Origin of the sequence: Catenulispora acidiphila DSM 44928 (assembly GCF_000024025.1) — a bacterium.
GTDB classification, from domain to species: domain Bacteria; phylum Actinomycetota; class Actinomycetes; order Streptomycetales; family Catenulisporaceae; genus Catenulispora; species Catenulispora acidiphila.
This window is the reverse complement of sequence record NC_013131.1, coordinates 9,526,400-9,541,555: the sequence shown is the minus strand read 5'-3', so window position 1 is coordinate 9,541,555 and position 15,156 is coordinate 9,526,400. Positions and strand designations below refer to the sequence as shown.

Here is a 15,156-nt window from a genome sequence, read left to right as displayed (position 1 = left end):
CCAGTCACGCGCTCAGGACTCGGTGGCCTTCTTGGCGGTGCCGTTGGCGGTGCCGGAGCGGCGGGGCGCGGACTTCTTGGCGGTGGCGGTGGCGGCCGTGTTCTTGGCCTTGGGCGCCTCAGCCTTCGGAGCGTCGGCGGACTTCGGCGTCTCGGTCTTCGGAGCCGCAGCCTTGGGCGCCTCGGTCTTCGCAGCGGCCTTCGGGGCGGTCTGCGGCTCGTCGTCCTCGACCACGATCACCGACTCGACCCGCACGGACTCCGAGCCGCGGGTCTCCTGCACCGCGACGACCTCGACCTCGGTGACCCGCCCGGCGCGCACGCGGTCCACGACCGCCTTGCCGCGCTCGGAGTAGCCGTCGTAGGTCTCCACGGCCTTGCCCGCGACTTCGAGCGCCCGGCCGACCTGCATCAGCAGCAGGGTCTGGGCCTTCTCGCGCGCGGCGCGCAGGTCCGGCTCGGCGATGCGCTCGCGCAGCGCCTTGGCGTCGTCCTGCAGCTGGCCCAGCGCGATCTTCGACTGGACGGTCTCGGCGACCCCGGCCACCTTGCCGGCCACGGAAGTCGCGACCACGCCTGCCTTGCTGCCGGCCTCGGTCAGCAGAGCCGGGGCGTCCTTGAGCGCGGAGACGGCCGCGTCGCCGACACCCGCGGCGAAGTAGAGCGGCTTGGGGTTGGAGACCGTGGTCGTCACGGTCTTGCGGGCGTTGTCCACGAGGTTCATGAGGGTGCCTCTCGATTCACTGCTCGGTGGGCCCGGACGTCACCGGGCCGTGGATGGTCTCGTCGGTCTTGTCAGACTTGCCAGACTTGTCAGGATTAGCGGCTTCGTCGTCCGGTGCGCTCGCCGCCGCATCCCGGGCGCTCTCGATACGGAACGCCTCATAGATGTCGAGCAGCGCGCGCTTCTGCCGCGCGTTGAGCCAGGGATCGTCCGCCACAGCGGAACGCACGCCGTGCCCGTCGGTCGCCGCGTCCTCATCGACGTCGGCGCCGCCGTCCAGCAACCCGGCTCGCACATACAGCGTCTCGGCCGATATCCGCAGCGCCTTGGCCAGCTGCTGCAGAATCTCCGCACTGGGCTTGCGCAACCCCCGCTCGATCTGACTGAGGTAGGGATTCGACACCCCCGCCGCCTGCGCCAGCTGCCGCACGGAGTACTCGGCATTGCGGCGCTGCTCGCGGATGTACTCGCCGAGCGGTCCGATGGGAAGGGCTCCCAGAGGGTTGGGGGGCATGCGTTCAGCGTGGCATGCGAGTGCTTGCAATTGCAAGCGGATGCTAGCTGATGTGATGCGCGGCACTGCGTGGCAGGGCGCGAACTCGGGGCGTGGTTGAGCCTTCTGGGTGATGGCGATCAACCTGGGCGGTCGGTGCCGCGTCGTACGGACTGTGAGTTCTGAAAACGGGATCAAGGGTGCTTCTCGACGGTGGGTCGCTGTCGCGCTGGTCAGCGGTGGCGCGCTGATGGCAGGCAGTGCGCCGGCGCCTGCGCAGGCGCAGAGCGTGACTGTGCAGGTGTGGCTGACGCCTGATCTGGCGGGCGCCACGGCGTTCGCCGATGCGGTGTCGACGCCGGGTGGGGCGGGGTATCGCCACTATCTGAGTCCGAATGCTTATACCGCGCGGTTCGGTCCCTCGGCGGCGCGTATTAAGGCGGTCACGGACTGGCTGACGCAGCAGGGTCTGAAGCAGGTGCGCCTCAGCAGCGGTCACGACTATCTGTCGGCGACCGGCGCGGTGACGAAGCTGACGGTGCCGTCCTCCCTCGCGGCTGATGTGCTCGGCGTGACCGGGCTCGGTGGCAGTGGCAGTGACGCGGCGGCGTCGGCGACTCCCGCGATCGCCGCGCCGACCTGTGCGCAGTTCTGGGGTCAGCACGTCCAGAGCTTCCAGCCCGCCTACAAGGGACTGACCAAGGGCTCGTTGCCGATCTGCGGCTACTCCGCCGCGCAGATGCGTGCCGCGTACGGTGCGACCTCCGCGAACACCGGTAAGGGTGTCACCGTCGCGCTCACCGAGAACGCGTCTCCGACGGCGATGTTCACGACCCTCACCGACTACGCGAAGGCCAATCACCTGCCGGCGCCGCGGAGCGACCAGTTCCGCAAGATCGAGAGCGGGAGCGAGTGTGGCGCCACCCCCGCGTCTTCCACCCGGCACACCTCCGCCGACGTCGCGCCCTCCGGCCCTCCCGTGGACGACGAAGCCGAGATGGACTCCGAAGCCGTCTACGCCCTGGCGCCCGACGCGAACCAGCTGATGGTCGTCGCCGACGGCGCCTGCGGCGACGAGGACCAGTCGCTCATCGACGCCACGCTCTCGGTGCTGCTCGGCGAGGGCGCTCGCCCCAGCGCGACCATCGTGTCCAACTCCTGGCAGATCTCGCTGGGCATGGAGCCCGCTCCGGTCATGCACGCCATCGACCTGCGCGCTGCGGCCGAGGGCGTCGGCATGTACTTCGTCTCCGGCGACACGCCGGGGCTGACCATGACCGGCTCGGACCGGTACGCGACCGTGGTCGGCGGCACGACGCTGGGCGTCGGCGCGAAGGGCGAGCGGGTCTTCGAGACCGGCTGGTCCGACGACAGCGCCACGCTGGACGGCGGGAAGTGGGATTCCGAAGGCGTTGGCGGGGGCGGCGGCGGTACCAGCCTGGACTTCGGGCAGCCGCGCTATCAGAAGGGCGTCGTCCCGTCGTCCATGGCGCAGGTGCAGGTCGGCGGCAAGACCGTTGACAACCGCGCGGTGCCCGACATCGCCGCCGACGGCGACCCGGACACCGGCATGCTGATCGGCTTCATCCAGACCGGGACCGACGCCGAGCCCGGGCCGTACCAGACCCTCCCGAACGCCGGCACCAGCCTGGCGTGCCCGCTGGTCGCCGCCCTGGTCGCGGACGCCGAGCAGGGTCAGGGCTCCGCGTTCGGCTTCATCAACCCCCTGCTGTACCGGCTGGCGGGCACCCCGGCGCTGCACGACGTCCTGCCGGTCAGCGCCTCCGCACCCCAGCAGGACCGCGCCGCCTTCACCCCGGCCGCCGACGGCTCCGGTCCCAGCCTGGACGTCTTCGGCACGACGACGCCCGGCGCCGGGCAGCAGGTCCTGGCGAAGGGCTACGACACGATCACCGGTCTGGGCACGCCGAACGGCTCCGCCTTCATCGACGGATTGCGGAAGGGCTCGGGGCGCTGATCGCTCCCGTCGCTCCCGCCCTTGATTGACCGATCAAGTCAGTCACCATAGGTTCGAGCCATGCGAGGAAGGCTCCCGGCACGGCCGCTGGCCGAAGTGGCAGACGCGGCCGTGCGAGTCTTCATCACCAAGGGCTTCCGCTCGGCGGGCATCTCCGATGTGGCGGGCGAACTCGGCCTGAGCCACGGCGCCGTCTATACCTATGCCGATAGCAAGCAGGCCCTGCTTTATCTGGCATTGCTGCGGGTCCTGGATCCGGAGGCCGCCGCGGAGTTGGCGACTCCGGTGGTGGCGCCGCCGATGGAGCGCATCGTCGAGGCGGTGAAGACGTGGACGGCCGCGCGCGGCGGTCTCGGCGGCGTCGACGCGTTGCTCGCCAAGGCGCCGGCGGAGTCGGCGGGACCGGCGCGCGACGAACTCGCCCAGGTCGTCGACGGCCTCTACGGCTTCATCGAGGACAACAGCGTCCCGCTGAAGCTCTTCGCCCGCTGCGCCGAAGACCTCCCCGAGTTGGCGGCTTGGTACTACGTCCAGACCCGGCGCGGGCTGCTGGAGGCGCTCGGCGGGTATCTCAGGGCCCGTATCGACGCCGGGGTGCTGCGTCCGGTGCCGGACGTGCCGGTCGCGGCGCGCTTCATCGTCGAGACGATCGCGTGGTTCGCGATGCACCGGCACGGTGATCCGGATTCGGCGATGCTCGGCGACGCCGACTGCCGGCGGAGTGTGCGGGACCTCGTCGCGGCGTCCTTTGCGCTGTAGCCGTACGGCGACCGTCTGAGACCGCGTCCCTCCCGCGACGGTAAAAACCACCACGCGTCCTGAGGCTCATATAAGGACGCCGATACCCGTAACCCCTGTCCAGTGCGTGGATGGAAGGCCATCTGACCTGGGGTGGAGGACTACCCACCGGTTATCTACTACGCAGCATAGTGACTTTACTTATGTGGTTTTGACATCGGACATGCCACGCTGAGAGCCCTCCGAGGGAGCCCGACCCTCGGCGGTGTGCGAGTGCAGACCCGCGCGCCTGCCCGGCCCCGTTCCGTTCGCGTCCCCGCGTGATCGGTGTGCGGGGCCGGGTCCTTTTTGTCGGGACTTCTTTGGGGGGACTTCCGCTCGCAGTGTTTCTCCTCACAGGGCGTCTCACTGGTCAGTCGGCGGCGCGGGGCACCGCCCGAAGGCACGTAGAGTCATCGGATGATCGGACCGATATGCGGCGGCGGCCCGGGACGGGAATGCGCCGCCGAGGTCCTGCCGTTGCATCGTTGTCGGCCACGACAGCCGGATCACGCGCGTGTGAACCGGTTGGGCGGCCTGCGACGACACCCCCGGATTGTCCCGATGTAGGAGGTAGAGCGCCGTGGAATCGCTGCCCAGGCGTGTGGCGCTCCTTTCCGTCCATACCTCCCCGCTGCACCAGCCGGGGACCGGCGACGCCGGGGGGATGAACGTCTACATAGTGGAGCTGTCGCGGCGGCTGGCCGATCTGGGTATCGAGGTGGAGATCTTCACGCGGGCCACCACCGGGGCGCTGCCCCCGGCCGTGGACCTGGCGCCGGGGGTTCTGGTGCGGCACGTCACGGCCGGTCCCTATGAAGGACTTTCCAAGGAGGACCTGCCGGGGCAGCTGTGCGCCTTCACCTCCGGCGTGCTGCGCACCGAGGCCATGCACGAGCCCGGCTACTACGACCTGATCCACTCCCACTACTGGCTCTCCGGCCAGGTGGGCTGGCTGGCCAAGGAGCGGTGGGGCGTCCCGCTGATCCACTCCATGCACACCCTGGGCAAGGTGAAGAACGCCGCGCTGGCGCTCGGCGACGACCCCGAGCCGACGGCCCGGCTGGTCGGCGAGGACCAGGTGGTCGACGCCGCGGACCGGCTGATCGCGAACACCGACCAGGAGGCCTCGGAGCTGGTGCGGCTCTACGGCGCCGATCCGGGCCGGGTCTCGACCGTGAACCCCGGCGTGGACCTGGACCGCTTCCGTCCGGGGGACAAGCGGGCGGCGCGCGAGTCGGTCGGGCTGCCGCCGGACGCGGCGGTCCTGCTGTTCGTCGGCCGGATCCAGCCGCTGAAGGCGCCGGACGTGCTGCTGCGCGCCGCCGCCGAGCTGATCGCGCGGGAGCCGGAGCGGCGCGAGAAGCTGGTCGTCGCCGTGGTCGGCGGGCCCAGCGGTTCCGGGCTGGCCGAGCCCACGCACCTGCACCGGCTGGCGCGGCGGCTCGGGATCGCGGACGTAGTGCGGTTCGTGAAGCCGGTGGACCAGACGCGGCTGGCGGATTGGTACCGGGCCGCGGACATCGCGGTCGTGCCGTCCTACAGCGAGTCCTTCGGGCTGGTCGCCATAGAGGCGCAGGCTTGTGGGACGCCGGTGGTCGCCGCGCGGGTCGGGGGACTGGCCACGGCGGTGGCCGACGGCCGTTCCGGCACGCTGGTCGCCGGTCACGACCCGGGCGACTACGCCACCGCGGTCGCTGGGCTGCTCGATGCGCCGCACCGGCTGGCCGACTTCGGCGAGAACGCTGTCGAGCACGCGGCTCGCTTCGGCTGGTCCGCGACCGCCGCCGCGACCGCCGACGTCTACAGCCGCTCGATCGAGGATCTGCGCGCCCTTCGCTACCGCGAGTTGTGTGCCGGGCAGTAGCGCGGCGATGCGCCGGCCGGCCCGGCGGCAATAGGGTCGGTCCCATGGGTGGTGATCGAGAAAGCCTCAAGGCCGCGGCGCGCACGGCGGTGCTGGAAGCGGTGGCCGACGCCGGAGTCGAGTACGAGCGGCCCGAGGAGGGCACGTTCGTCGTGAAACTTCCCGGCGAGCACAAGCTGTGGACCACGTGCTCGCTCGTGGTCGGGGACCACACGCTGTCGCTCAACGCCTTCGTGGCGCGCCGTCCCGACGAGAACCACGAGGGCGTCTACCGCTGGCTGCTGGAGCGCAACACCCGGCTCGGCTCGCTGGCGTTCGCCCTGGACAAGCTGGGCGACGTCTACCTGGTGGGCCGCCTGCCGCTGGGCCTGATCACCGCCGGGACCGTGGACCAGCTCCTCGGCGAGGCGGTCGCGGCCTCCGACTCCTCCTTCGACCAGCTGCTGGAGCTGGGCTTCGCCTCGGCGATCCGGCGCGAGTGGGAGTGGCGCACCTCCCGCGGGGAGTCGCTGGCGAACCTCGCGGCGTTCCGCCATCTCATCGAGCGGACACCCGGCACCCGGGACGAGAACGGTACCGAAGCCCCGAAGTAGGCTGGCGCCATGACCGCCGAATACCGCCTCATCCTGCTCCGCCACGGCGAGAGCGAGTGGAACGCCAAGAACCTGTTCACCGGCTGGGTGGACGTCAACCTCAACGCCAAGGGCGAGGCCGAGGCCGTGCGCGGCGGCGAACTGCTGCGCGAGCAAGACCTGCTCCCGGACGTGGTCCACACCTCGGTGCTCCGCCGCGCGATCCGCACCGCGAACCTGTCGCTGGAAGCCGCCGACCGCCACTGGATCCCGGTCCGCCGCAGCTGGCGCCTGAACGAGCGGCACTACGGCGCCCTCCAGGGCAAGGACAAGGCCGCGACCCTGGCCGAGTTCGGCGAGGAGCAGTTCATGCTCTGGCGCCGGTCCTACGACGTCCCCCCGCCGCCCCTGGCCAAGGACGACCAGTACTCGCAGTTCGAAGACCCCCGCTACGCCGGCCTGCCCACGGAACTGCGCCCGCAGACCGAGTGCCTGAAAGACGTCGTCGACCGCATGCTCCCCTACTGGTACGACGCGATCGTCCCGGACCTGCGCACCGGCAACACCGTCCTGGTCGCCGCCCACGGCAACTCCCTCCGCGCCCTGGTGAAGCACCTCGACGGCATCTCCGACGCGGACATCGCCGCCCTGAACATCCCCACCGGCATCCCCCTGCTCTACACCCTGGACGCCGACCTGCGCCCGACCAAGACCGGCGGGGAGTACCTGGACCCGGAGGCCGCCGCGGCTTCGATCGAGGCGGTCAAGAACCAGGGGAAGAAGTAGCTCCGAGGGAAGCCTGCTCCCGGCGGGGGATGACGCCCTCGGCGGGAGCGGGAGTCCTTGACATCGCACGTTATGTAACCCGTGAGTAGTGTGCGCGATTGGCTACCCTGTGTGCTCGCGATGCCTACAGTTGGAGGGGCAGACGTCAACCCCGTTGGAGGAACGCCATGAGCATCGAGGTGCAATTGGGTATTTCGTTCCGCGTCGACGGGCCCGAGTCGGCTGAGGAACTCGCCCAGAGCGCCGGGAAGGTGATGGAGGCTCTTCTGGCGCTTGAAGAGTGCAACTCCGAGCTGAGCGATGCGGGAGTCGCCATGGACGCCGACCAGATGATCGTCGAGGTCGAGCTCAAGGCATCCGGTGCGTCGGAGCCGGAGAGCATCGAGCGGGCGCTGGCGGCGGTGCGGACCGCCATCCACGCCGCGGGCCATGGCACGCCTGATTGGCAGACCTCCAGCCGTTACGCCACGCCCGACATAAGCGTCGAGGGTGCGACCGGTACTTTCCGCCGTCTGCAGTTCACCGCGAGCGTCGAATAATCGTTTGCCCCACCGGTGCCGCCGTGCGAGTCTGCACGGCGGCATCGTCGTTCTAGCGAGAGGGCAGGGCATGCGCCGTCGCTTCGAATTCTTCGTTTCCCCTTTGGATCGAGCTTTCGAGGACGCAATTCATCGTGCCCACTGTGAACATCGGGATTCTCGCGCATGTCGACGCGGGTAAGACGAGCCTGACTGAGCGGCTGCTCTTTGAGACCGGGGTGATCGGCCGGTTGGGGAGTGTGGATGCCGGGACCACGCAGACTGATCGGGGGGAGATCGAGCGGCGGCGGGGGATCACCATCAAGTCCGCGGTCGCGGCCTTTGCGGTCGGTGATCTGCGGGTCAATCTGATCGACACTCCTGGGCACTCTGACTTCGTCGCGGAGGTCGAGCGTGCGCTGGGGGTGCTGGACGGCGCCGTGCTGGTGCTCTCGGCTGTCGAGGGTGTGCAGGCGCATACTCGGCGGTTGATGAAGACGCTGCGACGGCTGCGTGTGCCGACGCTCCTGTTCGTGAACAAGGTCGATCGCGTTGGTGCGCGGCATGAGGAACTGCTTGCGGACGTGCGGCGTTTGCTGACTCCGGACGCTGTCGCCGTCACCGCCGTCACCGCCGTCGAGGGCGTCGGGACGAAGGCGGCGCGCGTGTATACCGCAGGGTTCGCAGGCGCGGACGCCGAGCGCCTCGCCGACCACGACGACGCCATCCTGGCCGCCCTGGTCGACGACCGCGTCCCCGGCGAAGCCGAACTCCGTGCGGCACTGGCGCGCCAAACCGCGCTGGGCAACGCGTATCCGGTCTACTTCGGTTCGGCGATCACCGGCGTGGGCGTCGCGGAGCTGGTCGGCGGTGTCCGCGACCTGCTTCCGCGCGCCGGAGGCGATGCGGACGGCGAGACGCGGGGAACCGTCTTCGCCATCGAGCGCGGACGCGCCGGCGAGAAGACCGCGTACGTCCGCCTCCGCGACGGCGTGCTGCGCACTCGGGACCGCACCGCGTTCGGCACCGTCACCGCGCTCGACGTCGTCGGAGTTCCCGGCGCGGCGGAGGCCCGGCCCGGCGACATCGCGAAGGTCAGGGGACTGGCTGGGATCCGGGTCGGCGACCGGTTCGGGTCCGGCGCCGGCGCCGAGGACGATGAAGCGGCCGCGACCGCCGCGACCGCCGCCGACTTCGCCTCGCCGAGTCTGGAAACCGTCGTCCGCGCGGCGGACGGCGACCGCACCCGGCTGCACGCCGCCCTCGTCGAGATGGCCGATCAGGACCCGCTGATCCGCACCCGCGCGCTGCCCGGCGGCGAGAGCTCGGTCCTGCTCTACGGCGAGGTCCAGAAGGAGGTCGTCGCCGCGACCCTCGCCGAGGAGTACGGCGTCGAAGCACTCTTCGCACCGAGCCGGACCGTCTACACCGAACGGCCGAGCGGCGTCGGCGAGTACAGCGAGGACATGAACCACGACCCGAGCACCCGGCTGCGCGCGACCCTCGGCTTCCGCGTCGCCCCCGGTGCGGCGGCCAGCGGCCGGGTCTTCCGCTACGAGACCGAGCTCGGCGCGCTGCCGCCGGTCTACCACCGCGCGACCGAGGAGACCGTGCTGCGCTCGCTGGAACAGGGACTCGACGGCTGGGAGGTGACGGACGTGGTCGTCACCATGGTCCACAGCGGCTTCTGCTCGGTGACCAGCGTCGCGGGCGACTTCCGCAAGCTGGCGCCGTTCGTGCTGATGCGCGCGCTGACCGCTGCCGGGACCGAGGTCTTCGAGCCCTGCCACGCCTTCGAGCTCGACGTCCCGGCGGACACCGTCTCGGCGGTGCTGTCGGCGTTGATCGCCGCGGAGGCGGAGATCGAGGTGTCGGAGGGCGGGACGGCTGCCTGGTCCCTGCGCGGGAATCTGCCGGCCCGGACCGTGCGGGACGTCGAGAAGACGCTGCCCGCGCTCACCCGCGGCGAGGCGGTGTGGCTGTCGCAGGCGGCGGGGGACCGGCCGGTGCGCAGCCGCCCGGCGCCGCGGGAGCGGACCGACGGGAACCCGGCCGAGCTGGAGCAGTATCTGCGGTATCTGGCTTTGGAGAAGGCGTGAAGCGATCGCTGGAGAAAGCAGCGAGGAGCCCTAGAACCCCGAGCGCGCCGGCGCCGGTTGTATCTACGTGAGATCTCTCAGGAACGGCACCAGCCCGGAGCACCACGAGGAGTTCCGGGCCTTCGTCACGGGAAGCCAGGGCCATCTGAGGCGCTCGGCCTACGTGCTCTGCGGTGACTGGCACCTCGCCGAGGACCTCGTCCAGAACGCCTACCAGCGGATCTTCCGTTTGTGGCACCGCGTGCGGCTGATGGACCTGCCCGACGCCTACGCGCGCCGGGTGGTCTACCGCTGCTTCCTCGACAGCCGCAAATGGCGGCGGGAGGCGGCGTCGCTGGAGGCGCTGGTCGACCGGCCGGCGGTCCAGGACGACGCCGCGGTGCGGCTGACGATCCTGGCCGCGCTGGCCGAGCTCGCCCCGCGCACGCGGGCGGTCGTGGCCCTGCGCTACTGGGAGGACCAGAGCGTCGAGCAGACCGCCGAGGCGCTGTCCATCAGCACCGGCACGGTCAAGAGCATGTCGGCCCGCGGGCTGGCGCAGCTGCGCGAGCGGCTGGGCGACTTCGCGGCCCTGCTTCCCGACTCCGTAGACACGACCAGGTGAGGCAGAAATGACAGAGAATTCGGACCTTCTGGTCCACGACATGATCGGCAGGCTCTTCGAGGAGCCGGAGCCGATGCACCGCACAGACCTGGCCGACGGCGCGATCGCGCAGGGGATGGCGGTGACCCGGCGGCGCGGGTTCGCCGTGGCCGGGGCGACGCTGAGCGTGCTCGCGGTGGTCGCCGGGGCGACGGCGCTCGCCGGCGGCGGGACGGCGTCCGGCGGCGGCGACTGGTCGATCGCCACCGGCACGGGGAACATCTCGCCGCAGGCTTACGAGGACTCCGCGCCCACCTACTCGGACCGGCAGCGGGAGATCGCGGCGGAGCTTCCCGGGACGATCGGCCCGCTGCTGCCGCAGGGGGTGAAGGTGGTCCCGGACCGGATGAGCGCCGGCGGCGACACGTCGATGCTGACCGGCGACTACGGGCAGGGAGTCGAGGTGAGTTCCGGCGGGAAGAATTTCGCCGTGCGCTTCGACCCCACGGACGCCACCGGGTACGCCGACGCCTTCGCGAGGGTGTCTGCGACTCCCGTCGCTGTCGCCGGGGGCGTGATCCGCGTGGCGGTGGTGCCGCAGGGAACCGAGTCGAGTTTCGCTAACGGATTCACCGCCTGGTATGAGTTCAAGCCCACAGACGCGGTCAAGGCACCCTTCCGCTTCTACATCTACGGCGACGGCCAGAACACCCCGATCGACGCGACAGCCTTTCAGAAGATGATCGAGGCGCCGGGATTCGGCAAGCTCCAGCATCTCCTGGACCCGTCCGTTCCGGCATCGTCGGCGGCGGTCCGGCTGCGGTACAGCATCGAGGCGAAGATCAACACTGAGGCGAAGACGATCCTGCCGGCGGGATTCCGGCTGAAGCTCAGCCCGGGGGCACCCGGTGCGCTGGAACTCGTCGGCCCGGACGGGGTCGACACGCTCGAGTGGTTCGCCATCGCCGGGGCGCACGATCAGATCTCCTGTCCGGCCGGCTCCCTGTGCTACACCGCCCACTCCGGTGCTCAGTTCAAGCAAGTGGGTCCGGACGGCAAGGCGCGGCTCGGCGCCTACGCGGGGTGGACCGGAACGTCCAAGGACTCCTCCATCGTGCTCAACGTCTTCGGCAAGCCGGAGACGGGCACGTCGGTCGAACCGGCGCAGCTGGGCAAGCCCGTCGAGACCGCGCCGCAGGGCTCCGGACTGACACCGCAGCAGGCCAGGGCGATCATCCAGGCGCCGGGGGCATCGAAGGTGATCACGGACGTGCAGCGGCTGGTGTCCATGGCCGACCTCCAGCAGCCTTCCTGATCACTCCGAGAACGGCTCCGGCCGGCTGCCCGGAAGGACAGCCGGCCGGAGCCGCTTGCTCTGTGTGCTCGGCAGCACGGGTACTGACTCCCGCCGAGCTCAGCTCGCCGGCGTCGGGTGCTCGCCGGTCACCAGGAACACCAGGCGCTTGGCCACGGACACCGCGTGGTCGGCGTAGCGCTCGTAGTAGCGGCCGCACAGGGTGACGTCCACGGCGGTCTCGATACCGTGCTTCCACTTGTCGTCCATCAGCGACTTGAACAGGCTGCGGTGCAGGCGGTCCATCTCGTCGTCCTCGGCCTCCAGGGCCAGGGCGGCCTCGACGTCGCGGGCGGCGATGATCGAGCCGACCTTGGCGACCAGCTCGGCGGCGATGTCGCCCATCTCCACGATGGTGCCGCGGATCTCCGGCGGGATGGCCGACTGCGGGTAGCGGCGGCGGGCCACCTTGGCCACGTGCCGGGCCAGGTCGCCCATGCGCTCCAGGTCCGCGCTCATGCGCAGGCTGGTGATGATGGTGCGCAGGTCCCCGGCCACCGGCTGCTGCCGGGCCAGCAGGTCGAAGCTGCTGTCGTCCAGGGAGTGCTGCAGGTCGTCGACCTGGTCGTCGGCGTCGATGACCGACTCGGCCAGGGTCAGGTCGGCGTCCAGGAGCGCGGTGGTGGCGCGGGCCATGGCCGAGCCGACCAGCCGCGTCATCTCGACCAGGGTCTCGCTGATCGCGTCGAGCTCCTCGTGGAAGGCGTCGCGCATGGGGTTACCGCTCCTGTCGTCGCGTGTGCTCTTCGTCTGCTGTGCGGACGCCGACCACTCTCCCCGTTCCAGGCGTCCCGGGACAATGCCGCAGGTGAACCGATGAGGGCTGGAAAGTGAACTCTTGGCCACGCCGGTACGGCGGAATGATCCGCGGGAGTGTTCGCGGTGCGAACCGCCCTTACTGTTGGCTGTGTGAACGTCAATGCTGCGACCGCCGGGCTGGCCGCGCTGATCGGCCTGGGTACCGGGGTCAGCGGAGCTTTGGCCTTCCGGTTCAGCGAAAGGGAGCGCGTGGGTCCACCCGAATCGCCGAGCGAGGATCCGGTCCCGCCGGGCGTCGCCGGTGTCCTGCAGGTCCTGCGCAGCTCAGCCGTGGTGCTGGATGCCAGTGACGCCGTCGTCAAGGCCTCCCCGGCGGCCTACGCGATGGGACTGGTCAAGTCCCGGAGCCTGACCTCGCCGGAGCTGCTCGAGCTGGCCCGGCAGGTGCGCCGGGACGGCGAGATACGCCAGGTGGAGTTGGAGCTGCCGCACGGCGCGGCCGCCGTCCTGCACTCCACGGTCCGCATCGCCCCGCTGGGCGCCGCCCTGGTGCTGGTGCTGGTCGAGGACCGCACCGAGGCCCGGCGGGTGGACGAGGTCCGCCGGGACTTCGTGGCCAACGTCTCGCACGAGCTCAAGACCCCGGTCGGGGCGCTGTCGCTGCTGGCCGAGGCCGTGCAGTCGGCCTCCGACGACCCCGAGGCGGTCCGCCGCTTCGCGGCCCGGATGCAGCAGGAGTCGCACCGGCTGACCTCGCTGATCCAGGACCTGATCGACCTGTCCCGGGTGCAGATCGACGCGCCGTTGGCCGCCTCGGCGGAGAAGGTGCACGTCGCCGAGGTGGTGGCCGACGCGCTGGACCGCAGCTATGAGACCGCCGCCTCGCGCCGGATCGAGCTGATCGCCGACGCCGAGGACGACGCCGCGGTGCGCGGGGACCGGACCCAGCTGTCCGCGGCGCTGGGCAACCTGGTGGAGAACGCGGTGAACTACTCCCCGGACGACACCCGGGTGGCGGTGACCGTCAAGCGCACCGGCGACCTGGTCGAGATCTCGGTCACCGACCAGGGCATCGGGATACCCGAACGCGACCTGGAGCGCATCTTCGAGCGGTTCTACCGCGTCGACCCGGCGCGCTCGCGCGCGACCGGGGGGACGGGCCTGGGCCTGTCGATCGTCAAGCACATCGCGGCCACGCACGGCGGGGAGGTGACGGTGTGGTCCTCCGAGGGGAACGGCTCCACCTTCACCCTGAAGCTCCCCGTCTGTGTCGAGGAACGCGATCTGGCACGGGCTGTGTGACGGCCCCCCTTGAACAACCTGATACCTAGTGGGAGGACCCCGAAGTGACCCGTGTACTCGTGGTCGAGGACGAGGACTCGATCAGCGACCCCCTGTCCTACATGCTGCGCAACGAGGGCTTCGAGGTGGCGGTCGCCGACACCGGCCCGGCCGCGCTGGAGGAGTTCGACCGGCACGGCGCCGACCTGGTGCTGCTGGACCTGATGCTGCCCGGGCTGCCCGGGACCGAGGTCTGCCGGCAGATCCGGGCCAAGTCCAACGTCCCGGTGATCATGCTGACCGCCAAGGACAGCGAGATCGACAAGGTCGTCGGCCTGGAGCTGGGCGCCGACGACTACGTCACCAAGCCTTTCTCGGCCCGCGAACTGGTGGCCCGCATCCGTGCGGTGCTGCGCCGGCAGGCGGCCAGCGACGAGCCGGACGGCGGCGCGCTGGAGGCCGGCCCGGTCCGGATGGACGTGGACCGGCACAAGGTGACGGTCGACGGCCGCCCCGTCGAGCTGCCGCTGAAGGAGTTCGAGCTGCTGGAGATGCTGCTGCGCAACTCCGGCCGGGTGCTGACCCGGATGCAGCTGATCGACCGGGTGTGGGGCGCGGACTACGTCGGCGACACCAAGACGCTGGACGTGCACGTCAAGCGCCTGCGCGCGAAGATCGAGCCGGACCCGGGCACGCCGGTGCACCTGGTGACGGTGCGCGGGCTCGGGTACAAGTTCGAGGGCTGAGCGGGCGCCGGTCTTTGTGCCTTCTCAGCTCGGGCGGCACGCGTGCGTGAGGGCGCGCGTGAGGCGTGTGAGTGCGCGTGAGGCGTATGAGTGCGTGAGGAAGGGCTTCGGTCGATGACCGGAGCCTTTTCGGCGTTCCTTTGTCCAGCGGGGCTTCGCGCGTCTCAGCGCGTCGACATCGACGGGGCGGGCGGCGTCGACGTGCCCGACCGCGAGCCCATGACCGGCCCGCTCGGCGTGCTGCTGTGCGGCGGGGGCGGCGCGGCCGTGGTCGGCTTCGGTGCGGTGGTCGGCTGCGGGTGACTCGTCGCCGGGTTCTTCGACGGGCTCTTCGAGGAGGACGGCGACAGCCGCGCGTCGTTGATCGCCCCGCCGCTGGGCCGGTCAGCCGGAGACGTCGTCCCCTGCTGCAGCGGCGCCCCGCTGGGCCGGCCGGTGCCGCCGGCGGCGGGGGTGGCAGTGCTCGAAGAGGCGGTGGCGCTCCCGGGCGGCGGTCCGGGCTGATGGCTCGCGGCGCTGCCGCAAGCGGCGCAGACCAGGGCCGCCGCGACTGCGGTGGCGGCGGCCCTGGCCGCTGCTACGGTCCCCCGGATCGGCATGGATGCCACTGTAGCCAAGCG

Annotated in this window: 15 protein-coding genes; 11 read left to right on the top strand and 4 right to left on the bottom strand. The window is 70.6% G+C overall.

What is annotated here, in order from left to right:
• Nucleotides 1-12 precede the first annotated feature (12 nt).
• Together CACI_RS40660 and CACI_RS40655 are read right to left on the bottom strand one after the other, a co-directional pair.
• Complete coding sequence (locus CACI_RS40660) at nt 13-723, bottom strand: hypothetical protein (RefSeq protein ID WP_015796776.1); 711 nt, start codon at nt 721-723, stop codon at nt 13-15.
• A gap of 16 nt (nt 724-739) precedes the next feature.
• Entirely contained in the window at nt 740-1,222 is a 483-nt protein-coding gene (locus CACI_RS40655; RefSeq protein ID WP_041543716.1) for a helix-turn-helix domain-containing protein, read from the bottom strand.
• 127 nt (nt 1,223-1,349) lie between these two features.
• Here CACI_RS40655 and CACI_RS40650 point away from each other — a divergent pair, with 127 nt between their 5' ends.
• The 9 genes from CACI_RS40650 (at nt 1,350) to CACI_RS40610 (ending at nt 11,711) form a co-directional block, all read left to right on the top strand.
• Complete coding sequence (locus tag CACI_RS40650) at nt 1,350-3,194, top strand: S53 family peptidase (protein ID WP_143765595.1); 1,845 nt, start codon at nt 1,350-1,352, stop codon at nt 3,192-3,194.
• 60 nt (nt 3,195-3,254) lie between these two features.
• Nucleotides 3,255-3,953 carry a TetR/AcrR family transcriptional regulator gene (locus CACI_RS40645; RefSeq protein ID WP_015796773.1) on the top strand — a complete coding sequence of 233 codons (699 nt, stop codon included), beginning with the start codon at nt 3,255-3,257 and terminating at the stop codon, nt 3,951-3,953.
• A gap of 601 nt (nt 3,954-4,554) precedes the next feature.
• On the top strand, nt 4,555-5,838 hold the full coding sequence (gene mshA, locus CACI_RS40640; RefSeq protein ID WP_015796772.1) for a D-inositol-3-phosphate glycosyltransferase: 1,284 nt from the start codon (nt 4,555-4,557) through the stop codon (nt 5,836-5,838).
• Nucleotides 5,839-5,882: 44 nt separating this feature from the next.
• Entirely contained in the window at nt 5,883-6,431 is a 549-nt protein-coding gene (locus CACI_RS40635; RefSeq protein ID WP_015796771.1) for a type III secretion system chaperone family protein, read from the top strand.
• 9 nt (nt 6,432-6,440) lie between these two features.
• The gene (locus CACI_RS40630) at nt 6,441-7,196 is read left to right on the top strand and encodes a phosphoglyceromutase (RefSeq protein WP_015796770.1); all 756 of its coding nucleotides are present in this window, start codon (nt 6,441-6,443) and stop codon (nt 7,194-7,196) included.
• Between the two features lie 167 nt (nt 7,197-7,363).
• Entirely contained in the window at nt 7,364-7,735 is a 372-nt protein-coding gene (locus CACI_RS40625) for a hypothetical protein (RefSeq protein WP_015796769.1), read from the top strand.
• 134 nt (nt 7,736-7,869) lie between these two features.
• Nucleotides 7,870-9,813: a GTP-binding protein gene (locus tag CACI_RS40620; protein WP_015796768.1), complete on the top strand. Its 1,944-nt coding sequence runs from the start codon at nt 7,870-7,872 to the stop codon at nt 9,811-9,813.
• Between the two features lie 67 nt (nt 9,814-9,880).
• Nucleotides 9,881-10,417: a SigE family RNA polymerase sigma factor gene (locus CACI_RS40615; RefSeq protein WP_015796767.1), complete on the top strand. Its 537-nt coding sequence runs from the start codon at nt 9,881-9,883 to the stop codon at nt 10,415-10,417.
• 7 nt (nt 10,418-10,424) lie between these two features.
• The gene (locus CACI_RS40610; RefSeq protein WP_015796766.1) at nt 10,425-11,711 is read left to right on the top strand and encodes a hypothetical protein; all 1,287 of its coding nucleotides are present in this window, start codon (nt 10,425-10,427) and stop codon (nt 11,709-11,711) included.
• A gap of 99 nt (nt 11,712-11,810) precedes the next feature.
• On the opposite strand, the gene phoU is transcribed toward CACI_RS40610, so the two are convergent.
• Nucleotides 11,811-12,464 (bottom strand): phosphate signaling complex protein PhoU, encoded by a 654-nt coding sequence (gene phoU, locus CACI_RS40605; protein ID WP_015796765.1) that lies wholly within the window; start codon nt 12,462-12,464, stop codon nt 11,811-11,813.
• Between the two features lie 195 nt (nt 12,465-12,659).
• Between phoU and CACI_RS40600 the strand changes: the two genes are divergently transcribed.
• Complete coding sequence (locus CACI_RS40600) at nt 12,660-13,811, top strand: sensor histidine kinase (protein WP_083795982.1); 1,152 nt, start codon at nt 12,660-12,662, stop codon at nt 13,809-13,811.
• 44 nt (nt 13,812-13,855) lie between these two features.
• Nucleotides 13,856-14,536 (top strand): response regulator transcription factor, encoded by a 681-nt coding sequence (locus CACI_RS40595; protein WP_015796763.1) that lies wholly within the window; start codon nt 13,856-13,858, stop codon nt 14,534-14,536.
• 164 nt (nt 14,537-14,700) lie between these two features.
• Here the strand turns inward: CACI_RS40595 and CACI_RS50695 are convergent, their stop codons facing one another.
• Nucleotides 14,701-15,135, bottom strand: a complete 435-nt coding sequence (locus CACI_RS50695; protein WP_143765593.1) for a hypothetical protein — start codon at nt 15,133-15,135, stop codon at nt 14,701-14,703.
• Nucleotides 15,136-15,156 lie beyond the last annotated feature (21 nt).